Source organism: Streptomyces sp. NBC_01142, assembly GCF_026341125.1.
GTDB lineage: Bacteria > Actinomycetota > Actinomycetes > Streptomycetales > Streptomycetaceae > Streptomyces.
The window spans coordinates 2,044,204-2,066,928 of sequence record NZ_JAPEOR010000001.1; the positions used below are offsets into that span (position 1 = coordinate 2,044,204).

Consider the following 22,725-nt stretch of genomic DNA (forward strand, 5'->3'; position numbering starts at 1 on the left):
TCATGGGTTGATGGATCCATGGCTAAGCAGAACGTGGCAGAACAGTTCGTAGACATCCTCGTCCGGGCCGGCGTCCAGCGGCTGTACGGAGTCGTCGGCGACAGCCTCAACCCCGTCGTCGACGCCATCCGCCGCACCTCCGCCATCGACTGGATCCAGGTCAGGCACGAGGAGACCGCCGCCTTCGCGGCCGGCGCCGAGGCCCAGATCACCGGAAAGCTCGCCGCCTGCGCCGGCTCCTGCGGCCCCGGCAACCTCCACCTCATCAACGGGCTGTACGACGCCCACCGCTCCATGGCCTCGGTCCTCGCCCTCGCCTCGCACATCCCCTCCGGCGAGATCGGCCTCGGTTACTTCCAGGAGACCCACCCCGACCAGCTGTTCCGCGAGTGCAGCCACTACAGCGAGATGATCTCCAGCCCGCAGCAGATGCCGCGGCTCCTCCAGACCGCGATCCAGCATGCGATCGGCCGAAGCGGCGTCAGCGTCGTCACTCTCCCGGGTGACATCGCCTCCCACGCCGCCCCGGAGAAGTCGATCGAGCACGCCCTGGTCACCACCCGCCCCTCCGTACGCCCGGGAGACACGGAGATCGACAAGCTGGCACGCATGATCGACGAGGCGGACCGGGTCACGCTCTTCTGCGGCAGCGGCACCGCGGGCGCGCACGCCGAGGTCATGCAGTTCGCCGAGCGCATCAAGTCCCCGGTCGGGCACGCGCTGCGCGGCAAGGAGTGGATCCAGTACGACAACCCGTACGACGTCGGCATGAGCGGTCTGCTCGGCTACGGCGCGGCCTACGAGGCCACCCACGAGTGCGATCTGCTGATCCTGCTGGGCACGGACTTCCCGTACAACGCCTTCCTCCCCGACGACGTCAAGATCGCCCAGGTCGACGTCAGGCCCGAGCACCTCGGCCGCCGCTCCAAGCTGGACCTGGCCGTCTGGGGCGATGTACGCGAGACGCTGCGCTGTCTGACGCCGCGCGTGCGCGCCAAGTCGGACCGCAGGTTCCTCGACAAGATGCTGAAGAAGCACGCCGACGCGCTGGAAGGCGTGATCAAGGCGTACACCCGCAAGGTGGAGAAGCATATTCCGATCCACCCCGAGTATGTCGCCTCGGTCCTCGACGAACTCGCCGACGAGGACGCGGTGTTCACTGTGGACACGGGCATGTGCAATGTGTGGGCGGCCCGCTATCTCTCGCCCAACGGGCGGCGCCGGATCATCGGCTCGTTCAGTCACGGCTCGATGGCGAACGCCCTGCCCCAGGCGATCGGCGCGCAGTTCGTCGACCGGAACCGCCAGGTCGTCTCGATGTCGGGCGACGGCGGCTTCACCATGCTGATGGGCGACTTCCTCACCCTCGTCCAGTACGACCTGCCGGTGAAGATCGTCCTGTTCAACAACTCCTCACTGTCCATGGTGGAGTTGGAGATGCTGGTCGCCGGACTTCCCTCGTACGGCACCACCAACCGCAACCCGGACTTCGCGGCGATCGCCCGGGCGGCGGGCGCGTACGGCGTACGGGTGGAGAAGCCCAAGCAGCTCGCGGGCGCGCTCAAGGACGCCTTCAAGCACAAGGGCCCCGCCCTGGTGGACATCGTCACCGATCCCCACGCGCTCTCCATCCCGCCGAAGATCAGCGCCGAGATGGTGACCGGCTTCGCGCTCTCCGCCAGCAAGATCGTGCTGGACGGCGGGGTCGGCCGTATGGTCCAGATGGCCCGCTCCAATCTGCGGAACGTGCCGCGGCCCTGAGGCGGGGACCCGGCCCGGTGCTAAGCGGGTGTGAGACGCAGCGTGAGGATCTGGAAGGGCCGCAGCTTCAGCGCGAGCCCTTCCTCACCGGTCTCGGCATCCCGCAGGGGCCGCTCGAGCAGATCGGTGACCTGGGCCCGTACGACGGGAAAGCCGACGCTCAGTACGGATTCGGCCCGGCCGCCGGCCGATTCGTAGAGCCGGACGATGACGTCTCCGCCGCGGTCGTCGGCCGGCTTGACGGACTCGATGGTGATCGAGGGGTGCCGGACCTTCACCAGGGACGCGGCCGCCGGTGCGGCCGCGACCCGCAGGGGGAGGTTGAGCGCAAGGCCTTCCTGCACGGCCTGAGTCGCAGTGCCGCCGGGCAGCAGGGCGTAGCCGAAGCGGTGGGTGCCCAGATCCGTCTGCGGATCGGGGCTGTGCGGGGCGCGCAGCAGCGTCAGCCGTACGGTCGTGCCCAGCCCCTCGTCGTGCGGGGTGCGGGTCACGTCGTGTCCGTACGTCGAGTCATTGAGCACCGCGACTCCGTACCCGGGCTCGGCGACCCGCAGCCAGCGGTGGGCGCAGATCTCGAAACGGGCCGCGTCCCAGCCGGTGTTGTCGTGCGTCGCCCGGTGCACATGCCCGAACTGGATCTCGGCGGTGGACCGTTCGGCGTGCACATCGAGGGGGAAGGCCGCCTTGAGGACCTTCTCCGGCTCCTGCCAGTCGACGTCGGTGACGACATCGACGCGCGGGCAGCCCGAGGCGAGCCGGATCTCCTGGGTGATCCGGGAGCTGCCGAAGGTGCGGACGACGCGGACCGCCGTCCGCAGCGGGCCCTCCTCCACCAGCTCGACCGACTCGGCGGCCGTCAGATCGGTGTGCTTGCGGCGGTAGTGCCGGTCGATGTCCCAGGCGTCCCACTGGTTGGGGTGGTCGGGGTGCAGCTGGAGGAGGTTGCCGCGGCTGCCGGGGGCCAGGACCTCGCGGCCGGCCGACAGGTCGCGGACGGAGGCGAGGAGCCCGTCTCCGTCCACGACGACCCGCAGCAGCCCGTTGTCGAGTACGAAGCCGCCGTCGCGGTGTACGCCAGCGACCACCTCCGCCCCGGCCACCTCCGCCCCGGCCACCTCCGCCCCGGCCCCGGCCCCGGTCGCGGTCGCGGCCGCAGGTCCGATCGCGGCCGCAGGTCCGATCGGGGTGCAGCCCAGCGCCGGTACCTCCACCGCCACCGCCACGCGTCCCTCGCGCAGCGGCTGGGCGGCCGTCCCCGTGGGCAGGGCCGCGGCCGTCTCCGCGTCCAGTTCGACCACCTCGGTCCGGTCGTACGGCGAGGCGTTGAGCACCGCGGGGCGCGCGCCCGCCCCCAGCGCGGCCACCGCGCCCGCGATGACCGCCTCCAGCTCCTCCCGTACCGCCTCATAGGTGTCCGCGGCCTCCCGGTGCACCCAGGCGATCGACGAGCCGGGCAGGATGTCGTGGAACTGGTGCAGCAGCACCGTCTTCCAGATCCGGTCCAGCACGTCGTACGGAAAGGCGTACCCGGGCGCCCGCAGCATCGCCGTCGTCGCCCACAACTCCGCCTCCCGCAGCAGATGTTCACTGCGGCGGTTGCCCTGCTTGGTCTTGGCCTGCGTGGTGTACGTCGCCCGGTGCAGCTCCAGGTAGAGCTCGCCGGACCAGACGGGGGCCGCCGGGCCGTACTCCTCCTCGGCCGCCGCGAAGAAGGCCGCCGGGTTCTCGACCGTGACCCGTGGCGAGCCCTCCAGATCCCGTAGCCTGCGCGCCTTCTCCATCATCTCCCGGGTCGGACCGCCGCCGCCGTCGCCCCAGCCGAAGGGGACCAGTGAGCGCGTTGCCCGCCCCTTGTCGGCGAAGTTCTTTTCCGCATGGGCCAACTCGGCGGCATGGAACTGTGCGTTGTACGTATCCACGGGCGGGAAGTGGGTGAAGACCCGCGTCCCGTCGATGCCCTCCCACCAGAAGGTGTGGTGCGGCATCCTGTTGGACTGGTTCCAGGACAGCTTCTGGCTCAGGAACCACTTCACCCCCGCCAGCTTCGCCAGCTGCGGGAAGGCCGCGGTGTAGCCGAAGGAGTCGGGCAGCCAGATCTCCGGTGTCTCCACCCCCAGTTCCTCGGTGAAGAACCGCTTGCCGTGCACGATCTGCCGGGCCAGCGCCTCACCGCCGGGCATGTTGGCGTCCGACTCCACCCACATCGAGCCGACCGGTGCCCAGTTCCCGTCCTCCACCGCCTTCTTGATCCGTTCCCAGATGTGCGGCTGGTGCTCCTTCACCCACGCGTACTGCTGCGCCTGCGAGCAGGCGAAGACCAGCTCCGGGTAGTCGGCGGCGAGCGCCGTCACATTGGCGAAGGTCCGTGAGGCCTTGCGTACCGTCTCGCGCAGCGGCCACAGCCAGGCGGAGTCGATATGGGCGTGCCCGGCCGCCGAGATCCGGTGGGCGCTCGCCGACGCGGGACGGGCGAGCGCGTCGGCGAGTTCGGCGCGGGCCGCGGCCGCCGTGCCCGCCACCTCGTGCAGATCGAGCACGTCGAGCATGTTCTCCAGGGCGCGCAGGATCTCGTGCCGCCGGGAGCGGTCGGCGGGCAGCTCGTGCATCAGCTCCGAGAGCACCTCGATGTCGAGGACGAGATGCCAGACGTCCTCGTTCAGTACGGCGAGATCGGCGGACGCGAATCGGTAGATCGGGCGATGCCCTGCGGTCAGTACGTCTCCGAGGAGGGTGGGTGCGAAGTCATGGAGTACGGCCGGGTTCGCGGCGGCCTCCAGCAGCAGCCGGACCTCCTCCCCGCCGGCCGCGGGGGCCGAGACGGGGATGTGCCGGTTGCGCGGGTGAATGCCCTTGAGGGGGACGCCCGCCGCGTCGTACACCAGGCCCTCCGCCTGGAAGCCCGGGCCCTCGCCGGTGAATCCGGGGTCGATCACCGCCTCCACCCGCTGACCTGCCCACTCCTTCGGAACCGTGCCCTCGAGCCGGAACCAGCTGGTGGACCAGGGCGCCCCCCATTCGGTTCCGGTCGTGAACGGTTCGTAGGCGCCCCGCAGCGCCTCGGCAACGGGCACAGGTTCTCCCGGCACATGCCAGACGGCGAGGGAGAGCGGCGCCCGCGCCGCGTACTGCGCCGGGCGGACGAACTGGCGCAGCGCCCGCTCCAGGCGCCCTTCCACCAACGTGCGGTCGTCGTGCATCGCGATTCCTCTCGCTGACTCTCGGTGGTTGACGATTGGACATGAGTGGTGTTCCCCGCGTGGGGCATGCATCCCGTGAACGTGTTCGGCAGAACGGGTCGTTCCGAGAATCCGAAGGTGGGGTCGTTCCGACGTGCGGGTGGGGATTATGACTGGGCGTCAGGGAGGGGCCGGGCCTGCCGCGAGCGGGCACGGCCGAATACCTGGGGCGGAGGGAGAACCGGAGGGCCGGCTGCGCCGCAGATTAGGCTGCGCGGATCTCACGGCAGTCTCGGAAGTGCGACGAGCGCTGCGGGACATGCTGCGGCACGGGGCGCACGGGGGGAACGCGGACATGGCGGACGTCGCGGAGCTGCTCGCGAGCGAGCTGGTGACCAATGCGCTGATCCACACCGACCACGGTGCGGTGGTCACAGCCACCGTCGCCGCCTCCACACTGCGCGTGGAGGTGCGGGATTTCGTGGCCGGACTGCCCGTGCCGCGCGTACCGGCCGCCGGCCTCGGTACGAACGGCCGGGGGCTGCTCCTCGTGGAGAGTCTCGCGGATGCCTGGGGCGTACGCGCCCAGGGCGTGGGCAAGGTGGTCTGGTTCGAGCTGCACGGACCGGAGAGGCGGCAGGGCGGCCGGGACCGGACGCACGAAGGACCGGCCTGACAGACGCAGACCGGCCCTTGGGTACGTGTGCTCACCCGAATTGCTGCTCGAGATCCTTGAGCTTGCGCTCCAGTGAGTCGAGACGCGGCAGCGCCTGGGTGTCGTCCTCCGCGGTGAGGTCCACCGTGCGCGGCTCAGTGCCATGGCTTTCCTTCACGGCCTGAAGGGAGGGCCGGGAGCGAAGAGGCAGTTGTCCCGGATCTGTTATGGCAGGCTCCGCAGCGGATCCGACAGCCCCGACGGCCTGTGGCGAGCCCCCTGCGGAATTGAGAGTGGGAAGCTCCGCCCGACGGGTCCCATGACCGCGGCCCCAGGCCCGGTGCTGCCGGTTGAGTGCCCTTATCTGCGCCCGCTCCAGCTTCACCCGGTCCCGCCTGCGGAGGCGGTTCCGCTCCTTCTCGCGCCGGTCCTCGCGGACCTCGTCGACCGCCTCGTCCAGGGTGCGTACGCCCTCGAGCAGCATCAGCGACCAGGCGCCGAAGGTCTCCCGGGGAGCCCGCAGCCACCGTACGATCCGGATCTGCGGCAGCGGGCGGGGTACCAGTCCCTGCTCGCGCAGCGCCGCCCTGCGGGTCTGCTTCAGCGCCCGGTCGAACAGGACCGCGGCCGAGAGGGACATGCCGGCGAAGAACTGCGGGGCGCCCGCGTGGTCCAGCCCCCGCGGCGCATGGACCCAGTTGAACCAGGCGGCGGCGCCCGCGAAGGTCCACACCAGCAGCCGCGAGCCGAGGGCCGCGTCACCGTGGCTGGCCTCGCGCACCGCGAGCACCGAGCAGAACATGGCCGCGCCGTCGAGGCCGAAGGGGACCAGATACTCCCAGCCCCCGCTGAGATTGAGATTCTGCCGGCCGAAGCCGACGAGGCCGTGGAAGGAGAGCGCGGCGGCAACGGCGGCACAGCAGAAGAGGAGCAGGTAGGAGGCGGTGCCGTAGACCGCTTCCTTGCGCCTGCGGCGCTCCTCGCTGCGTTCCCAGGAGTCCTCTTTCGCGGCCTTGTCACCGGCGCGCTTGCCGCGGGCGAGCACCGCCACCGCCGTCACGGCCCCCACGAGCAGCACGCCACCCGGAAGCAGCCAGTCGAGCGATATCTCGGTCAGTCTCATGTGCGGTGTCCCTTGCATCGCGTGAGGGCGTTTCGGCCGCCATAGTGACCGAAGTCCCAGTAACCCCAAGGGGTTTCGGTGCAAGAGAACGCCAACGGGGAGTCATGGCATACGGATAGGTGCGATCTGGTCGAACCACCGTGCGGGTGAAGGGAGTTGAGTTCGATTTATGCCACCCGGACGGGTGGCGTGACATCGGGCCGTCGAGCGACCGGATGTGTCAGGCGGCCGGCTGCAGCCTGCCGACGCGGTCGGCGTCGCACGTGCGCGGGCAGGTGACGCAGGTGTCGTCGGGCCGCAGGGTGTAGAAGAGGCAGCAGCTCGCCCGGTCGCGGGTCGGCAGCTGCTCGCCGTCCGGCCCGGTCAGCTCGCGGAAGCCGGCGGTGCCGACGTACGGCTTCGTGGCGCCGGGCAGCAGCTGCTCCAGCTCCCTCACGGCCCGCTCTTCCTCGCCGAGCAGATGTGCGATGTACCACAGGCCCTCGACGATCTCGTCGGTCGCCATGCCCCACAGGGCGCGCTTGCCGCGCCGCATCCGCGGCCCGAATCCTTCCAGGACGGGCCCGATGTGCTCGGCGACGGCCGAGCGCACCTCGGCGCGCAGCGCCTCCTCGTCCGGTACGACACGGGCACCGGGCAGCTGTGCCGCGGGATCGCCGGGCAGGCAGGCGAACTCCCTCACCCGAGCCGTCATGTGCCCCAGCGCGCGCTGGAAGGCGACACCCTCGACGGGCACCCGCGGCACACGGCGGTGCAGAAACCAGGGAACGGTGATCAGCAGGCAGGCCGGCCAGGCGTAGCGGTGCAGGCCGAAGCTCGCGATCACATCGGGGCGGGCCTGCTGTCCGTAGTCCCGGAGAACCTGGGCGTTGTCCCAGGCGAGAAAGGCATCGAGGGCGGAACCGCCGGCCGCGAGATCGCCCGCACCCACCCAGCCCCCGCCGGCCGGGGCCTGCTCGCCGTCCGCCAGCTCCCGTACGCGCAGCCCGGGGAAGACCTCGGCCAGGCGCGCGTACGCATCCGTGACGGGCGAGGTGAGACCGGGCAGCACGGCGGGAACGGTCATGTGGAGGGACCACCGAATCGCGATCGTTGGCAGGTTAGCCTTACCTTACCCGACGCAATCGATGTTTGAACTGTGACCCCGTCCGCTTATCGTGCACAGGGAGCCCCGCGTACGCGAGCCGGGCCCGCCAGGCAGCCGGAGGAGGACTCGAGTGGAGCAGGCCCGAGCGCGCGACGCCGCGACGCCGCATCCGTACGTGTCCGCGCCTGTCCCCGAACAGGCGGCACCGTCCGCTCGGCCGCGCATACCGGAACAGGCCCGTGGTGAGCACACCCACAGCGAACCGCCCGCGCCCGGCGCCGCCCCCCGCACGGTCCAGCGTCACTCCGTCCGCGGCCAGATCCTCCAAGCCCTGCGGGTCGCCCTCGTCGACGGCGAGCTGATTCCCGGCGAGGTCTACTCCGCCCCCGTGCTCGGCGAGCGCTTCGGCGTCTCGGCGACACCCGTACGCGAGGCGATGCAGCAGCTGGCGATCGAGGGCGCGGTCGAGGTCGTCCCGAACCGCGGCTTCCGCGTCGTCGAACGCACGCCCCGCGAGCTCGCCGAACTGGCGGAGGTCCGCGCCCTGATCGAGATCCCGGTCATGCTGCGCCTGGCCCGCGCGGTCCCCGCCGCCCGCTGGGCGGCGCTGCGCCCCCTGGCGGAGGCGACCGCCGCGGCGGCAGCGGTCGGCGACCGCGCTCACTACCTCGAGACGGACCGCGCCTTCCACCGCGCGGTTCTGGCTCTCGCCGGCAACCAGCAACTGCTGATGATCGCGGACGACCTGCACCGCCGCTCCCAGTGGCCCCTGACGAGCGCCCCGGCCACCCGCAGGGCCGACCTGGTGGCGGACGCCGCGGAACACATGGCGCTGCTGGAGGCACTGACCGCCCAGGACCTGCCGGTGGTGCAGTCGCTGGTGCGGGAGCACTTCACGGGCGCGGAGGCCTGACGGTCGAGGCAGTGGTACGCCACGCACGGCCGTGACGTCGCCCGGGCCGACCGGTGTGCGAGCGCCTCACCCCCGGGGGCGCCTCGCGGCGATCCGGGCTGCGGCCACCCAGCGGAAGGGCGGCACCCACCCGAAGGGCAGTACCCGCCCGAGGCCGGTCCCGGCCGACGATGTACAGGCCCTTGAGCAACACGACGTACGCGCCCTCGAGTAGCTCGGCGCATTCGGCCGCGGTTGGGAACTCGTGGGTGCCGCCGCCGGAGTCGGTGCGGATCAGGGTCTGCCGTCCGCGCCGGTGCCGCTTCGGCAACTGGGCCGAGGCCAGGCGGGCGGTTTCGATGTGGTCGGCGGCGGTGTTGCTGCCCGCGTTCCCGGGCGGCAGCAGGCCCGTGACCGGTTCTTCAGAACCCTTGCAGCCGTGGTCGACGAACGCCGGCAGCGGGTGATGCCCGAAGGTCTCCTCCAGGTGGCGGCCGCGTCCTGCTTCTCGGAGTGCGCCAGGACCAGCACCCCGTCGATGTAGACGAGCACCTCGCCGCTCGCATCCGGGGCTGCCTCGCCGGCCAAGCGCCAGACGTGTTCGCGGACTTCGGCCCGAGCCCGCCGGATCGCCGCGAGCGCGTGTGGCCCGGCGACGGCGAGGGTGAGCGATGAACCGTTCGTCGTCCAGGAACGCATCGATCCTGGCCAGCTCTGTGGGCAGCTGTCGCGCCTGCTCCGGCAGCACCACTCACCACATGTCCGGCACTCCCGCGACACGCAAAATCGCCACCACCCCCGGCTGCCGATGACCCGCGTGACTGTCCCGGCTCATTGGACGGCCCATCGGTCGATCGGGGTGACCCCGACCGCCTTCGTGCGGGCCGAACGCGTGAGTAGCACGAAAAATCCCCGCCAGGGGTTACCTGGCGGGGATTCGACATAGACGGGTCGGGTTTGTCCGGGGGAAACGCCGGCCGCGGGCACCCCTGGGAGGGGCGCCCGCGGCCGTCGGTATCGCGACCGAACGGTAGTCAGGCGCGACGAATCAGGTCTTCAGCCTGAAAGACGTGGTACTCGCCGTAGCCGAATCGTGCACCGATGGTCTCGTACCGCGTGTACTGCTCCCCGGTCAACGGTACGGACAGCACCATCAACACTCGCAGGAACAGCCGGAATCCGAGGTCAGGGTCGACCCGAGTGATGACCTGTTCCAGGGAGGCAAGAACCGTCGTGGCGGGAATTGGATGCCAGTCGGGACTGACCACCTTGTCCGCGCACAACCTCACCACCTCCCGGAGCTCGCGCAGAACCTCCTCCGTCATGTCGGTCCGGGGCGTTGGGACAACGGGGGTATACGACGGGGCAACTTCACGCAGGCGTCCCTCACATACCTCCGCGATCTGTCGCAGCCAGTCCCTACCGTCGATGGCGAACTGGTCGATGTTGAAGCCCCGGCCCGTCGCTGCCAGCCACAAGGTGGTGACCGTCTCGGTGGACAGATCGGACTCCAACAGTCTCAGCGTGTCCTCCAGCAGGATGGCCGCCTCGGACCCGGGGGTCCGCTCAGGGCCGTCGCCAGCGGCGGCGTTCCGCACGGTTTCCCGTGCGCCTCGGGTGTCCCACCCCGCTACGAACAGTGCGGTGAGCCCTGAGAGGCCGAAGTCCCACATGGCCTCACGCCGGGTCGTGTCGACTGGCGGCCAGATCACGCTCAAGCCGTCGTGCACTACCGCAGCCGGCCAGCCGAAGCGCTCACCCAGCCCGAGGAGTCTGTCGTACCTCTCCTTCTCGATCCGGATGGAGTAGACCTTCAACGCTCGGAGGAAGAGGCGGAAGCCGAGATCGGCGTCGGCCCGCGTGACGACTTGTTCCAAGCAGTCGACGAGATCCGACGGTGCGTCGGCACGGTCCAGTGCCGGGGCGAGGTTCCCGATCTCCGCTGCAACCGCCCGGCGCAGTTCCTCGTCCCGTACCGGCTGCACCGGGGGCGGCACATAGGATCTCTTGTCGCGCCGAAGCCGGTCGGTGGACAGCTCCGAGATCTTCTCCAGCCAGACACGGCTGCTCATGCCGTGGTCGGCCGGGTTGAAGCACTGGCCGACGGCAGCCATCCACACCGTGTGCAGAATCGCGTCGGGGAGCGAGGACGCCAGCAGGCGGCGGGCGTCCTCCCCCAGCTCCACGGCTTCCTCACCGTCGGACTCATCCGCCAGCTGTGCCACGGCATCGAGGGCACCCGTCCGATCGGAACGGCGGCCCAGGGAGCACATTCTCTCCGTCAAGCCGGTGAACCCGAAGTCTTCGGAGTGGCCGAGTTCGACGTACACGGAGCGCTTCTTTGTCACGGATCATCCCCTACCGCGGATAGGCGGTCTTGACGACGTATCCGCCACCGCCACGCCTGTGGCCCTTGACCCTCATCAAGATCACCACGACGTCATTTCCGACGGCCTTCACCGTCGTTCCGTCGGGATAGTACGCCTTGCCCAGAGATGGATACTTGTCCCACTGGCCGGTGATGGTCACTGGGTACTGCTCCCCGTCCCTGGCCTTGCTCAGCCACTTCTCGAAGGCATCCCACTTCTTCTTGTCCAGTACCTTCTGGCCCTGGCTGTTGGTGACGTGGAAGAAGTCTGACACCGCCCGGTCCACGGCCTGCTGCGCGATCTCCTGACTGGTCCAGATCGTGTTGGGCTTCCCCGTCTCCGCGGCGATCTCAAAGGCCCTCGCCGTATCGGGGTTGACGTGCTTCCTTCCAGGCAGGGGAGGGGACTGGACGACTCGTCCGGCTCAGCCGGGCTGGCAAAGCAGCCATCACCAACAGCGAGCAGCCGCCCAGACGCGAGAATCGCGATCTACAGCTGGAGTACTGAGCTCATCGCCTGAGGTCCGGACTCAGGCACGGGCGGTGTGGGCGATGAACGCGGTCCAAGCCGTGGGGGAGAGGGCGAGTTGGGGGCCGGCGGTGTCCTTGGAGTCGCGGATGTGGATGGTGGTGGGGCAGGTGGCGATCTCGACGCAGTCGCCGCCGCTGCTGTAGCTCGACTTGTGCCAGGAGAGGGCGACTTCGACGCAGTCGTCGCCGGAACCGCTGCTGTAGCTGCTCTTGAACCAGGACAGTTCGGTGGTGTTCACAGCGCTCCTCGCAGTCGCTCCAGCAGGCCCACGGAGTCCTCGGGGGTGAGGGCCTGCGAGCGCAGTTTCGCATACCGCATCTGGAGCACGCTGATCACTTTCGGGTCGGAGACGAACTGGCCGCTTTCCTGGCCCTCGCAGTAGCCGAACCACTGGTTCTCCGGGGTCTCCAGCAGCCGCAAGGGGCCACCCAAACCGGCGTGCACCTCTCGTACCAGGGGCATCAGCTGGATCTCGACGTTCCGCAGCCCGCCGAGAGCGAGGACATGGTCCAGGAGCTCGCGGGTGACGTCGATCCCGCCGGTGCGGCGCAGGAAGAGATGCTCGTCGAGGACGAAGCTGAACGCGGTGTTCGGCCTCTCTCTGAGCAGGCGCTGACGCTCCTGGCGTGCCTCCAGTTGCGCCTCGACCTGGTCGTCGGACAGCATCGGCACCTGGTTCTCGAACAGCGTCCGCGCATACGCCTCCGTCTGCAACAGGCCGGGAACCAACCGGCATTCGTACGTGTCGAGGCTGATCGCCAACGCCTCCAGCCCCGCCCACTGGCGGAACCACGACGCCAGCCCCGGATTGCGCGACAGATGCCGGGCCATCGCCCGCAGCACACCGAACGCCTCCAGTTCGGCCTCGGCCCGGTCGATCAGCGGCTTCGGAGGGAAGCGTCTGCCCTGCTCGATCGAGCCGAGGAAACTCGGCGAGTACCGCACCTTGGGGGCCAGTGACTCCTGCGTGTATCCCGCGTGCTTGCGGAAGGTCTTGAACGCAGCGCCGAACGCCCTCAGGCTGTCGGACGGTTCGGGTTCGGTGTGGTCGGCCGTCATGTGGGACACCCCCGGAGGTCTGATACGAAACCAAACACCGCCAAGTTCCCCATGGTCACGGTCAGTTATCCGCCCGGTCCACCCGGCGTACTCGTACGCTGACTCAGCGTACGAGTGGCGTTGCTGGTCATCGCGGGTGCGAGCCCGCCACCTTGAGGCCATGCCTGCTCAGACGAAGCCTCAGAACCCTCAAACCCCCGTCACCGTACGTATGTTCACACAACGGTTCAGCTCCACGCGCCTCGGTGCTCGTCTCGCCCGGCATCTGGCCGTGCAGCAGCTCGACGGCTGGGGGATTCCGTACGGCACCGACCTCTCCGACGCCGCCGCCCTCATCGTTGCCGAGCTCGCCGCGAACGCCGTGACCCACGGGCGCGTTCCCGGGCGGGACTTCGAGTTGAGGCTGACGCTGACGGACGACACCCTGAGGATCGAGGTCTCCGACGCGCGCGCCGAGAAGCGTCCGCGGGAGGTGACACCCGACGGGGAGTCGGGGCGCGGGCTCCTCCTGGTTGCCGCGTTCGCCGACCGGTGGAGCGTGCTCGATCGGGTGCCCGTCGGCAAGACCGTACGTGCGGAGATCGCACTGCCGCGCCGAGCTCACCGCTAACCTTTGGCCAGAGCCGAATTGCCAAGGAAACGGGGGCTGTTGATGACCGGGGAGTTGCCGGAGTCGTCCATACCTGACGAGGCGTGGGAGGAGTTCCAGCGCGAGAGCGAAGGACCCGCACGTCTGGCCGCGCCGAAGGAGCCGTCCGCGCGGGCGCGGATGGTGGCCGAGCGGCTGCGGCGCGAGGACGAGAAGGCCGCCCGTCGGCAGGGCAGGGGGCGGAGGTGGGGCAGGAAGAGGAGGGCCGAGGTGCGGGCCGAGCCGGACGGCTGGCGCGCCTGGCCCACCCATCAGCAGACGAGGGCACCGCGGCGCAGGGGCCGGGGTATCTTCTGGGTGCTCGTGGCGATCGGAGTCGTCATGCTCGTCATGAACCCGGAGAAGGTGCTTTCCTGGCTGTCCTGATCAGGGGGGCGGCTCCAGGCCGGTCAGCAGCGAGGCGACGTCCAGTCCCGTCGTGAGGTACTGCTCGAAGGCGGGATTGCGCAGCGCCCACGGGGAACGTCGCAGTCTGACCCGGTCGATCGCCCCCGAGCTGTCGTGGCCCAGCTCGATCAGCGTTTGCGCGGCCACCAGACCGGACCGGTTGTAGCCGGAGTAGCAGCGCACCAGAACGGTGCGCCTGGCGCGTACGGCATCGGCGGCGACCACGGCCAGCCGGCGCACGCGGTCGATCTCCTCCGCGGTCAGCCAGTCGTCGGGGATGCGGGCGATGTGGTGCTCCACGCCCTCGGGAGGGCCGTGGCCCTCCCTGGTGTACAGGCTGATCACCACATCGAACTCGCGGTCCACGACGACGTCCTGGTGACCCTGCTCGGCGTCCGCCCAGACGTGTCCGCCCATCCAGAGGCCCGTCGTGATCTCGTCCCAGCGCGACCGCGGCTCCGGTACGTTGCCCTCTTTGCGGCGTGTTCTCACGTGCTCTCTCTCCCTGGAGGCGGTCGTCGCACGTTGTCAGGCCGCAGGCTCGGGCTGGGCCGGCTCGGCCTGGACCGGGCCCCGGTCTTGGCTCCGGCCCTGGCCCCCGTTTTGGACCGGCTGGGACAACTCCCTGGTCAGCCAGACCGGTACGCCACCCAGCAGGCGGAACAGCCGGTCCGCCTCGACCCGCAGTCTGCTCGCCTCCGGCTCGGGCTCACAATCGGCGAGCGCGGCCAGCGCGGGTGCTGTGCCGATGAGGTAGCCGAGCTCCTCGCGGATCCGCAGCGACTCGGAGAAGCCGTGCCGCGCCTCCTTCAACTCCCCGTCGCGCAGGGCGAGTCCGGCCTGGTGGAGCCAGGTGAAGGAGAGCAGCAGGGTGTCGCCCTGCGCGGCGGCTCCGGTGTGCGCGCGGAGGTAGGCGGCGCGGGCGGCCTGCGGGGCGTCGGCGATGTGCTCGGCGACCAGACCGCGCCGGAAGTCCAGCAGCGGGCGGCCGGGTGAGGTGGGGGCGAGCAGCGCCGCCGCCCTGCCGAGCGCGGAGCGGGCCTCGTCGGCCCGGTCACGTACGCCGAGGAGGGTCGCCGCGTACGCGAGCCGGCCGCGCTCGCAGGCCGCGCCGCCGCGTTCCTCGTCGTCCCGGGCCACGGCCTCCGCGGTACGCAGCGCGTCCTCCGCCTCGGCCCAGCCTTCGCCGGTGAACAGACAGCGCTCCACAAGCAGTCCGGCCCGCTCCAGCGCCGCGGCGGGAACCGCCGCGTGGGGTACGAGCAGAGCCGCTGCGTCGGTCCAACAGCCGCGCGAACGCAGCCGCCATACCGCGGTCTGGAGTGGATCGTCACCTGCAGTGGTTCCGGAACCAGACATGGCGGTATGCGCCACATTGCCCTCCCCGAGCACGCCATTGAGCTGTTGAGTCAGTCGCATCTCAGCATGGATAGGCATGCCTGGCCAAGAGGTCAGGTGAATTGATTCACAATCACTCGGCGGCGGATGGGGGTGCGGTGGGTGCGGGTTGGCGGGGGAGATCGGGGTGAGATGGCCGCGTTGTCGGCGTCAATGAGGGGGTCTCGCCGTGACCGTCACGGGTGACGGCGAGGAGGGGCGGGGTTGTTCCCCCACCCCGCCCCTTCCCGAACTGGGGGCTGCGCCCCCAGGCCCCGAGGGGGAGGGTTGCGTGGGGGCTGACGCCCCCACGCCCCCACGCCCCCATCGCTCCGGTGGCTCCGCCGCGGAGCCGAGCATCGGGCCCGCGCGCCCCGCGGACCTCCGCAACTGGCCGCCTTCGCGGGGCGTCACCCGCGCCCCGCGCCCCGCGGACCTCCGCAACTGGCGCCCGCGCCGGGGTGAGAACCCGCACCCCGGGCCCCGCCCACAGGCACCCGCGCCCCGCGGGCCTCCGGGGCGCCCGCCCCCTAGTTCTGTACGCGAGTAGTGACGTCGTTTTGACATGGCATTGGGAGTCGCACGCTCGCGCGAATAGGCGATGTTCGCGAGAACGGGAGGCACCCCGGTGGAGGTTCGGGGGTGGTGACGAAATGCTCCAGACAGGTCGGTGGACCGGCTGCCGGAACTAGTGCCGCCCAGCCGGCCCCTTCAGCGCCCCGCTACCGGGCCAGGGTGAGCAGGACCCTCTCCAGCATCTGTCGCAGGGCAGCCCGGTCGGTGGTGTCCGGGCCGGGTCGTGTCACCCCGTCGTACGTGAGTCCCTCGGCGAAGGCGACCACGATCCGCCCGCCCTCTTCCGGATCCGGGCTGCCGAGCGCCGCTGCCAGCATCCGCGCCTGGCCGACGAAGCTCTCGCGCGCGCGGAGAAGTTCGATGCCCAGATCCCCTTCCGGGTGGCGCGCCGTCAGGAGGATGATCTCCAGGCGAGCGCGGGTGCGGTCGCGTCGGGGGCCGAGCCAGTGGGCCAGGACGCCCGCGAAACGGTCGGCGATCTGGCGTACCGGCGGCGCCTCGGCCAGCTCTTCGGAGACGGTCGCCGCTTCGATGTCCGCCACTTCCTGCTCGGCGATGAACGCGACCACGCCGGCGAGCAGTGCCTGCCGGGTACGGAAGTAGTAGCTGGTCGACCCCGCCGGCACCGCCGCCCGTCCGTCGACCGCCCGGTGGGTGAGCCCACGCAGGCCCTCCTCGGCGATGACCGCCACGGCCGCGGTGAGCAGCGCCTGTACGCGGGGGCTCCTGGCGCTGCTCATGCGACGGCCCGCTTGCTGAGCCTGCGGAGCATCATCCGGCGGACGAGACCGCTGAACGGCTCGACGAGCCGCCAGTACCGCCGCATGGCCCGATGAGCCGCCTCGTCGAGGCACATGACCCGGGTCTCGGTGACGACCCGCGTGCCGTCCGTGGCGGTATCCGTGGCGAATCGCATGCTGAACGTCGCCTTCGCGTAACCCGGTTCGTCGAAGGCCAGAAACTCGCTCGGCCCCTTGACGTCCGGCCGCCCGTCGGCCGCTCCCATGGTCCACCACTGCCCTACGATCCCCCGGACCGTCTCCCGCGGCGCGTCCTCGGCCAGCAGCAGGAAGCTGTCCCGCAGGTCCTTCTCCGGGACCGGCACCCCACCGCCCCCGCGCTTCACGCGCCCGAGCTGCCGCCGTACGGCGAACAGCGCCCGGACGACGGGCCCCCACCCCTCGCCGCCGGCCTGCTCCATCTCCTGCCAGGCAGCCCACACCTCCTCGACCGGAGCTGGGATGACCGTCTGGTGCCGGGAGGCGAAGTCCGGGCGGGGAACGAACGTGCCTGCGAGTCCACTCATACCCCGTACTCTACATTTGTAGAGTGAGTGGGGTCGGGCATTCGGCAACGTCAGCGCGGTTCCGCCTGGATCAGGGAATGGAGTGGTGACGAAATGGGCCGTCCAGAGTGGCGAAAGTGACTCCCGAACTCATGGACATTGATCACGTGGCAGGGCACGAAGTGGCTCCCGAAGTCGTTGACAAACGACTCCCGTTCTCGGGTTCTGGCTCAACTTCTGTGGAGCGGTAACGCTGAGTGCTGTCTCTTGACCCTGCTACAGAAGTCGGACGAGTTCTTGCGGCATGCGAGGTACGGCCGTGATTCAGGCGGAGTCGTCGGCGCAGGGCTCCCATTCGGCTGCGGATGGCTCGCGCGTTTTGCCGGACCGCGGTGTTGTTGACACAGATGCGTGCCGACGTCCGGCGCACGGGCGCGTCGCGCGCAGTCGTGGAAGGACAAGACATGCACATATCTGCACCGATAGCAGGCCGTCGGAGTTGCGCCGCGGTCGTTGCCGCGGTGGTGGCCTGCTCGACGGTGTTCATCGGGCCGAACCCCGCCGTCGCCGGCGGTACTCCGACACCTTCGGTGCCCGCCCCGAAGCTGGACTGGAGACCCTGCCTTCAGGGCAGCCCGTTCGACTGCGCGACCGCGAAGGTGCCGCTGGACTACCGCACCCCCCGCGGCCGCACCATCGAACTGGCAGTCGTCAAACGGAAGGCAACCGGCCCCGGACGGCGCATTGGCACCCTGTTCTTCAACCCCGGCGGCCCCGGCGGGCCCGGAACAGTGCAGATGCCGCAGAACTACGAGTCTTTCCCGCGGGAGGTGCGGGAGCGGTTCGACATCGTCAGCTGGGACCCCCGCGGGATCGGCAACAGCACCGCGGTGAACTGCTTCGCGAGTCCCGAGGAAGCCGCCGCCTGGAATGCGAGCAAACCGGCAGGCTTCCCGGTGGGCGAACAGGAGCGGAAGACCTACATCGCTGCGTACAAGGATCTGGGCCGGCGCTGTCAGCAGCGTGACCCCGAGCTCCTGCGCCATGTGTCGACCGCCGACACCGCTCGCGACCTCGACCAGCTCCGGCAGGCAGTGGGTGACCCACAGCTCACCTACTACGGGATCTCCTACGGCACCTTCCTGGGCGCTACCTACGCCAACCTCTTCCCCGGCAACGTCCGCGCCATGGTCCTCGACAGCGACTGGGATCCGCAGGCCTGGACGAACCATGGGTCCAACGAGGCCCCCCGGTCCACGGCAATGCTGCGCCTGGGTTCGGACCGCGCCGCGGCAGAAACCCTGGACCAGTTCCTCACCCTGTGCGGGTCCACTACCACCGCCCGCTGCGCCTTCTCCGCCGGCAGCCCGAAAGCGACCCGGGACAAGTACCACCAGCTGATGAAGCGCCTCCGGGAGCATCCCGTGGGCGAGTGGACCTATGCCCGTACGGTCAGTGACATGGTGAGCGGCTTCTACGTCGTCCACCCCCGATGGACGGACGTCGCCGGCGGACTGCAGAGCCTGTGGCAGGGCCGCGCCCCGGAGCCGTCCCCGCTCCCACCCGCCCCAGCGGTCCCGGATCCGAGTCCGTACCTGGGCGAAGAACAGGCCGGTGCGGTGTTCTGCGGCGACAGCCCCAACCCGCGTGACCCCGCTGCCTACCACGTCCTGGAGGAGGCCAGCGCCGCCCGTGCGGGCGACACCGGACGCCACTGGGCCTGGGCTGCCGTGGTGTGTGCCGACTGGCCGGGAGTCGCCGCCAACCCCTATCGCGGACCGTGGAACAAGCCGACAGCGCATCCCATCCTGGTGGTCGGCACCATCTACGACCCCTCCACTCCCTACTCGGGCGCGAAGGCCATGACCCGAGAACTGGCCGACGCCCGCCTGCTCACCAACAGCGGGCACGGGCACACGGCACTGCTCAACCCCAGCAGCTGCATCCAGGCCCACGAGAGCCGCTACCTCATCGACGGCACCCTCCCGCCGGCCGGAACGACGTGCCGACAGGACATGCCGCCCTTCCCCGCACCCAAGCCGCGCGGCGGCGTCACCACAGGCGGGGGCGGGATGGCCGACATCATCCAGGGCCGCCGACAACTCGCAGCCTTGGGCACGCGCTGGCTCGACACGAGCTTCGTCGCTGATCATTTTCAGGCAACTTCCCGAGACCGTTGCGGGCGTGAGCCGTCACTCAACGTGTCAGTTTCACGGAAGTAGAGCCAGAACCCGTTCTCGCGTACACAGCCAGCCCCCGGGGCGCCCGTGCTCGATGTTGCGTCAGCTCATCCGCAGGGCCAGGAAGAAGTCCAGCTTGTCCTCCAGGCGCGACAGGTCACGGCCCGTCAGTTGCTCGATCCTGCCCACCCGGTAGCGCAGGGTGTTCACATGCAGATGCAGCCGCGTCGCGCAGCGCGTCCACGAACCGTCGCAGTCCAGGAACGCCTCCAGCGTCGGGATCAGCTCCGCGCGGTGCCGGCGGTCGTAGTCCCGCAGCGGGTCCAGCAGCCGCGCCGTGAACGCGCGTCGTACGTCGTCCGGGACGAACGGCAGCAACAGGACGTGCGACGCCAGCTCATGGTGGCCCGCCGCGCAGACCCGGCCCGGGCGGGCCGCCGCCACCCGGCGGGCGTGCCGGGCCTCTTCCAGGGCGCCGCGCAGGCCCTCCGCCGAGTGCACCGCCGCGCTGACACCCAGCGTGAGCCGGCCGTCGTCCGCGAGACCGGCCGAGAGCGGGTCGCGTACAGAGGACAGCAGCGCATCGGCGTGCAGCCCGGCCTCTATGGCCTTTTCCTCGGGGGCGTCCGGGTCGGCGCTCACCGCCGGCAGCGCGACCAGGGCGATCGCCTCGTCGCCGGTGTGGGCGACCGCGATCCGCTCGGTGGAGTCGGGGCCGGCCGCCGCAGGGTCGACCAGGATCTCCTCCAGCAGCGACTGGGCCACCGGGCCGGACTCGATGGCCGTACCGGGCGCGCCCGCCCCCACGGCTGCCACGCCGGTGCCCGTGGTCGCCGCCGCGGCCCCGTCCTGGCCCCAGTCCACGCGCGCCACCACGACCTGCCAGTGCGGCGCGGTCCCGAGGCCGGGCAGCAGCACGGGCGCGGCCACCCGCAGCCTGGCCGCGATCTCGGCGGGCGGGGCACCCGACTGGACCAGCTCCAGGACTTCCTGGGCGAGCCTTCGGCGTACCGTACGGGCCGCCTCGCGCCGGTCCCGCTCGACCGCGATCAGCTGGGTGACGCCCTGAAGCAGGTCGAGCCGGGCGGCCGGCCAGTCGCTCGCGTCCGCCTCGACCGCCAGCAGCCAGTCCGACAGGACGGTCTCGCGCACATCCCGTGCGGCGGAGGCGGCACCGCGGACGGGATTACGGATCGGGAAGAGGGCGTACGTCGTCCCGTGCACCGTTGCCCGGTGCGGTCCGCGGCGCCCGGTGCGGGTGGCGGCCAGGTGTTCCCCGGCCAGCGTGGCGCTCACGTCGGCGGGCAGCGGGTCGCCCGCCCCCGCGATCTGGCGCCCCGTGGGGGAGAGCACCCAGGCCCGAAGGTCCAGGTCGGAGCCGAGGAGGTCCAGGACCACCTCCGGTCCGCCGCCCGCCGGGCCGGAGGTCATCAGCCTTCTGTGTCTGTCGACGACTGCCGCAAGATCCCCGGCCCTCTCCCCGGAAACCTGGCGTACGACGTACTCCGTGATCGTCGCAAACGCAACGGATTCGTTCACTGCGAACAGCGGCAGTCGATGGCGCAAACACGCCTCGACGAGATCGTGGGGGATGTCCCCGAGTTCGGCCTCACCGGCCGCCAGTCCGGCCACCCCGGCGGTCGCGAGGATCCGTACGAAAGGCTCGGAATCGGCGGCGGTACGCCGCCAGGCGAGCCCCGTGAGCACCAGTTCGCCGCCCGAGAGATAGCGGCTCGGGTCGCGCAGGTCGGTCGTCATCACGCCGCGTACGCCGCGGTCGAGTTCGTCCTCGCCGCCGAGCAGCCGCAGCCCCAGCGCATCGGTTTCCAGCAGTGCGCGCAGCCGCATCTCGTTGCCGCCGATCTGTCTCGTTGTTGCCGGTGACCTGTGGCCACGGTTTCCATGGGAAAACGGTGAGGTTACTGAGCCTCGTCTTTCGTTCGAATCTACAAGACGAGACAGGCGGCCAGCCAACTCCTTCATGGTTTCGGTGACTGCACCGGGCCGTAGCACGGCTTGTGTACTGAGGCCACACCGCGTTAACAGCACATGAATAACCAGTCGAGGGCCGACCGTCCCGGGCCCGATTGCGACGATCGACCCCGATTAAGAAGAGAGCCACTCATGGACTTCCTTCGCCCCGCCAGCTGGGAGGAGGCGCTCGCCGCCAAGGCCGAGCACCCCACAGCCGTACCCATCGCGGGTGGCACCGACATCATGGTGGAGATCAACTTCGACCACCGTCGGCCGGAGTACCTCCTGGACCTGAACCGCATCGGCGAGCTGCGCGAGTGGGAGGTCAGCCAGGACGGAGGAGACACGGTCCGGCTGGGCGCCTCCGTTCCGTACACGCAGATCATGGACCACCTGCGGGCCGAGCTGCCCGGTCTGGCGCTGGCCTCGCACACCGTCGCCTCCCCGCAGATCCGCAACCGCGGCGGAGTCGGCGGCAACCTCGGCACCGCCTCACCGGCCGGTGACGCCCACCCGGCGCTGCTCGCCGCGGGCGCCGAGGTCGAGGTCGAGTCGGTGCGAGGCAGCCGCCTCATCCCGATCGACGAGTTCTACACCGGCGTCAAGCGCAACGCGCTGGCCGCGGACGAGCTGATCCGCGCCGTCCACATCAAGAAGGCCGACGGGCCGCAGCAGTTCTCCAAGGTCGGCACCCGCAACGCGATGGTGATCGCGGTCTGCGCCTTCGGCCTGGCGCTGCACCCGCAGACCCGCACCGTGCGCACCGGCATCGGCTCCGCCGCCCCGACCCCGGTCCGGGCGAAGGCGGCCGAGGAGTTCTTGAACGCCGCGCTCGAAGAGGGCGGCTTCTGGGACAGCAAGAAGATCATCACGCCGTCCATCGCCAAGCAGTTCGCCGTGCTCGCCTCCGGTGGCTGCAGCCCGATCGACGACGTGCGCGGCACGGCGAGCTACCGCCGCCACGCGGTCGGCATCATGGCCCGCCGGACCCTCGGCTGGACCTGGGAGGCATACCGGGGCAATGCCCACGGCACACAGGGAGGCGCACAGTGCGCGTGAACTTCACGGTCAACGGTCGTCAGCAGGAAGCGGACGACGTGTGGGAGGGCGAGAGCCTTCTCTACGTACTGCGCGAGCGCATGGGCCTGCCGGGCTCGAAGAACGCGTGTGAGCAGGGCGAATGCGGCTCCTGTACGGTCCGCCTGGACGGTGTCCCGGTCTGTTCCTGCCTCGTCGCCGCAGGTCAGGTCGAGGGCCGCGAGGTCGTCACCGTCGAGGGCCTGGCCGACTACGCCAAGCACCGCACCGACCAGCACGCGGGCAGTGGCTGCGCCTCCGGCGCCTGCGGCACCACCCTCGACAGCGCCAAGCGCTGGGAGGCCAAGCCCTCCGACGGGCGGACTGGTGAGCAGAGCGAGCTCTCCCCGATCCAGCAGGCGTTCATCGACGCCGGCGCCGTGCAGTGCGGTTTCTGCACCCCCGGTCTGCTGGTCGCCGCGGACGAGCTGCTCGAGCGCAACGCCGAGCCGTCCGACGCCGACATCCGTGAGGCGCTCTCCGGCAACCTGTGCCGCTGCACCGGTTACGAGAAGATCCTCGACGCGGTCCGCCTCGCGGCCGCCCGTCAGGAAGAGGCGGTCTGAC

Annotated in this window: 20 protein-coding genes and 1 pseudogene; 8 read left to right on the forward strand and 13 right to left on the reverse strand. The window is 70.2% G+C overall.

The window, feature by feature from the left end; genetic code table 11:
• The first annotated feature begins 18 nt into the window (after positions 1 to 18).
• On the forward strand, positions 19 to 1,761 hold the full coding sequence (locus tag OG883_RS09365; protein WP_266537565.1) for a pyruvate dehydrogenase: 1,743 nt from the start codon (positions 19 to 21) through the stop codon (positions 1,759 to 1,761).
• 20 nt (positions 1,762 to 1,781) lie between these two features.
• On the opposite strand, the gene OG883_RS09370 is transcribed toward OG883_RS09365, so the two are convergent.
• Positions 1,782 to 4,958: a glycoside hydrolase family 38 C-terminal domain-containing protein gene (locus OG883_RS09370; protein WP_266537567.1), complete on the reverse strand. Its 3,177-nt coding sequence runs from the start codon at positions 4,956 to 4,958 to the stop codon at positions 1,782 to 1,784.
• Between the two features lie 148 nt (positions 4,959 to 5,106).
• On the opposite strand from OG883_RS09370, the gene OG883_RS09375 reads away from it, so the two are divergent.
• Positions 5,107 to 5,613 carry an ATP-binding protein gene (locus OG883_RS09375; RefSeq protein WP_266537568.1) on the forward strand — a complete coding sequence of 169 codons (507 nt, stop codon included), beginning with the start codon at positions 5,107 to 5,109 and terminating at the stop codon, positions 5,611 to 5,613.
• A gap of 31 nt (positions 5,614 to 5,644) precedes the next feature.
• On the opposite strand, the gene OG883_RS09380 is transcribed toward OG883_RS09375, so the two are convergent.
• Both OG883_RS09380 and OG883_RS09385 read right to left on the reverse strand, forming a co-directional pair.
• Complete coding sequence (locus OG883_RS09380) at positions 5,645 to 6,715, reverse strand: DUF2637 domain-containing protein (RefSeq protein WP_266537571.1); 1,071 nt, start codon at positions 6,713 to 6,715, stop codon at positions 5,645 to 5,647.
• Positions 6,716 to 6,935: 220 nt separating this feature from the next.
• Complete coding sequence (locus OG883_RS09385) at positions 6,936 to 7,781, reverse strand: (2Fe-2S)-binding protein (RefSeq protein WP_266537574.1); 846 nt, start codon at positions 7,779 to 7,781, stop codon at positions 6,936 to 6,938.
• A 196-nt stretch (positions 7,782 to 7,977) separates the two neighbouring features.
• Between OG883_RS09385 and OG883_RS09390 the strand changes: the two genes are divergently transcribed.
• Positions 7,978 to 8,715 carry a GntR family transcriptional regulator gene (locus OG883_RS09390; RefSeq protein ID WP_266541373.1) on the forward strand — a complete coding sequence of 246 codons (738 nt, stop codon included), beginning with the start codon at positions 7,978 to 7,980 and terminating at the stop codon, positions 8,713 to 8,715.
• A 238-nt stretch (positions 8,716 to 8,953) separates the two neighbouring features.
• Here OG883_RS09390 and OG883_RS09395 read toward each other — a convergent pair.
• The 5 genes and pseudogenes from OG883_RS09395 to OG883_RS09415 form a co-directional block, all read right to left on the reverse strand.
• Positions 8,954 to 9,333 (reverse strand): annotated as a pseudogene (locus OG883_RS09395) (transposase); the annotation flags it as partial.
• Between the two features lie 395 nt (positions 9,334 to 9,728).
• The gene (locus tag OG883_RS09400; RefSeq protein ID WP_266537582.1) at positions 9,729 to 11,042 is read right to left on the reverse strand and encodes a hypothetical protein; all 1,314 of its coding nucleotides are present in this window, start codon (positions 11,040 to 11,042) and stop codon (positions 9,729 to 9,731) included.
• Between the two features lie 10 nt (positions 11,043 to 11,052).
• Positions 11,053 to 11,337 (reverse strand): hypothetical protein, encoded by a 285-nt coding sequence (locus OG883_RS09405; protein WP_323180894.1) that lies wholly within the window; start codon positions 11,335 to 11,337, stop codon positions 11,053 to 11,055.
• Between the two features lie 255 nt (positions 11,338 to 11,592).
• Entirely contained in the window at positions 11,593 to 11,832 is a 240-nt protein-coding gene (locus OG883_RS09410; protein ID WP_266537587.1) for a DUF397 domain-containing protein, read from the reverse strand.
• Entirely contained in the window at positions 11,829 to 12,653 is an 825-nt protein-coding gene (locus tag OG883_RS09415; RefSeq protein WP_266537589.1) for a helix-turn-helix transcriptional regulator, read from the reverse strand. Before OG883_RS09415 ends, OG883_RS09410 begins: the two co-directional genes overlap by 4 nt.
• 160 nt (positions 12,654 to 12,813) lie before the next feature.
• Between OG883_RS09415 and OG883_RS09420 the strand changes: the two genes are divergently transcribed.
• The gene (locus OG883_RS09420) at positions 12,814 to 13,263 is read left to right on the forward strand and encodes an ATP-binding protein (protein ID WP_266537591.1); all 450 of its coding nucleotides are present in this window, start codon (positions 12,814 to 12,816) and stop codon (positions 13,261 to 13,263) included.
• Between the two features lie 42 nt (positions 13,264 to 13,305).
• Positions 13,306 to 13,668 carry a hypothetical protein gene (locus tag OG883_RS09425; protein ID WP_266537593.1) on the forward strand — a complete coding sequence of 121 codons (363 nt, stop codon included), beginning with the start codon at positions 13,306 to 13,308 and terminating at the stop codon, positions 13,666 to 13,668.
• Here the strand turns inward: OG883_RS09425 and OG883_RS09430 are convergent, their stop codons facing one another.
• From OG883_RS09430 to OG883_RS09445, 4 genes are all read right to left on the reverse strand, one after another.
• Positions 13,669 to 14,181 (reverse strand): protein phosphatase, encoded by a 513-nt coding sequence (locus tag OG883_RS09430; protein ID WP_266537596.1) that lies wholly within the window; start codon positions 14,179 to 14,181, stop codon positions 13,669 to 13,671. It abuts the gene before it with no gap.
• 36 nt (positions 14,182 to 14,217) lie between these two features.
• Positions 14,218 to 15,048, reverse strand: coding sequence for a hypothetical protein (locus tag OG883_RS09435; RefSeq protein ID WP_266541376.1), 831 nt, complete (start codon positions 15,046 to 15,048; stop codon positions 14,218 to 14,220).
• A gap of 740 nt (positions 15,049 to 15,788) precedes the next feature.
• A complete protein-coding gene (locus OG883_RS09440) occupies positions 15,789 to 16,382 on the reverse strand; it encodes a TetR/AcrR family transcriptional regulator (RefSeq protein ID WP_266537599.1) in 594 nt (197 codons plus the stop codon).
• A complete protein-coding gene (locus OG883_RS09445; RefSeq protein ID WP_266537602.1) occupies positions 16,379 to 16,948 on the reverse strand; it encodes a hypothetical protein in 570 nt (189 codons plus the stop codon). The genes OG883_RS09440 and OG883_RS09445 overlap by 4 nt, the downstream gene beginning before the upstream one ends.
• A gap of 443 nt (positions 16,949 to 17,391) precedes the next feature.
• Here OG883_RS09445 and OG883_RS09450 point away from each other — a divergent pair, with 443 nt between their 5' ends.
• Positions 17,392 to 19,149, forward strand: coding sequence for an alpha/beta hydrolase (locus OG883_RS09450; RefSeq protein WP_266537604.1), 1,758 nt, complete (start codon positions 17,392 to 17,394; stop codon positions 19,147 to 19,149).
• Between the two features lie 60 nt (positions 19,150 to 19,209).
• Here the strand turns inward: OG883_RS09450 and OG883_RS09455 are convergent, their stop codons facing one another.
• A complete protein-coding gene (locus OG883_RS09455) occupies positions 19,210 to 20,955 on the reverse strand; it encodes a PucR family transcriptional regulator (protein ID WP_266537607.1) in 1,746 nt (581 codons plus the stop codon).
• A gap of 276 nt (positions 20,956 to 21,231) precedes the next feature.
• Here OG883_RS09455 and OG883_RS09460 point away from each other — a divergent pair, with 276 nt between their 5' ends.
• Both OG883_RS09460 and OG883_RS09465 read left to right on the forward strand, forming a co-directional pair.
• On the forward strand, positions 21,232 to 22,140 hold the full coding sequence (locus tag OG883_RS09460; RefSeq protein WP_266537609.1) for a xanthine dehydrogenase family protein subunit M: 909 nt from the start codon (positions 21,232 to 21,234) through the stop codon (positions 22,138 to 22,140).
• Positions 22,131 to 22,724, forward strand: a complete 594-nt coding sequence (locus OG883_RS09465; protein WP_266537612.1) for a (2Fe-2S)-binding protein — start codon at positions 22,131 to 22,133, stop codon at positions 22,722 to 22,724. The genes OG883_RS09460 and OG883_RS09465 overlap by 10 nt, the downstream gene beginning before the upstream one ends.
• The last annotated feature ends 1 nt before the right edge of the window (position 22,725 follow it).

Excerpts from the sequence above, each read along its gene's own strand:
- OG883_RS09365 (WP_266537565.1), top strand. The coding sequence starts at position 19 with ATGGCTAAGCAGAACGTGGCAGAACAGTTCGTAGACATCCTCGTCCGG.
- OG883_RS09370 (WP_266537567.1), bottom strand. The coding sequence starts at position 4,958 with ATGCACGACGACCGCACGTTGGTGGAAGGGCGCCTGGAGCGGGCGCTG.
- OG883_RS09375 (WP_266537568.1), top strand. The coding sequence starts at position 5,107 with ATGACTGGGCGTCAGGGAGGGGCCGGGCCTGCCGCGAGCGGGCACGGC.
- OG883_RS09380 (WP_266537571.1), bottom strand. The coding sequence starts at position 6,715 with ATGAGACTGACCGAGATATCGCTCGACTGGCTGCTTCCGGGTGGCGTG.
- OG883_RS09385 (WP_266537574.1), bottom strand. The coding sequence starts at position 7,781 with ATGACCGTTCCCGCCGTGCTGCCCGGTCTCACCTCGCCCGTCACGGAT.
- OG883_RS09415 (WP_266537589.1), bottom strand. The coding sequence starts at position 12,653 with ATGACGGCCGACCACACCGAACCCGAACCGTCCGACAGCCTGAGGGCG.
- OG883_RS09420 (WP_266537591.1), top strand. The coding sequence starts at position 12,814 with ATGCCTGCTCAGACGAAGCCTCAGAACCCTCAAACCCCCGTCACCGTA.
- OG883_RS09425 (WP_266537593.1), top strand. The coding sequence starts at position 13,306 with ATGACCGGGGAGTTGCCGGAGTCGTCCATACCTGACGAGGCGTGGGAG.
- OG883_RS09435 (WP_266541376.1), bottom strand. The coding sequence starts at position 15,048 with ATGTCTGGTTCCGGAACCACTGCAGGTGACGATCCACTCCAGACCGCG.
- OG883_RS09440 (WP_266537599.1), bottom strand. The coding sequence starts at position 16,382 with ATGAGCAGCGCCAGGAGCCCCCGCGTACAGGCGCTGCTCACCGCGGCC.
- OG883_RS09445 (WP_266537602.1), bottom strand. The coding sequence starts at position 16,948 with ATGAGTGGACTCGCAGGCACGTTCGTTCCCCGCCCGGACTTCGCCTCC.
- OG883_RS09450 (WP_266537604.1), top strand. The coding sequence starts at position 17,392 with ATGCACATATCTGCACCGATAGCAGGCCGTCGGAGTTGCGCCGCGGTC.
- OG883_RS09455 (WP_266537607.1), bottom strand. The coding sequence starts at position 20,955 with ATGCGGCTGCGCGCACTGCTGGAAACCGATGCGCTGGGGCTGCGGCTG.
- OG883_RS09460 (WP_266537609.1), top strand. The coding sequence starts at position 21,232 with ATGGACTTCCTTCGCCCCGCCAGCTGGGAGGAGGCGCTCGCCGCCAAG.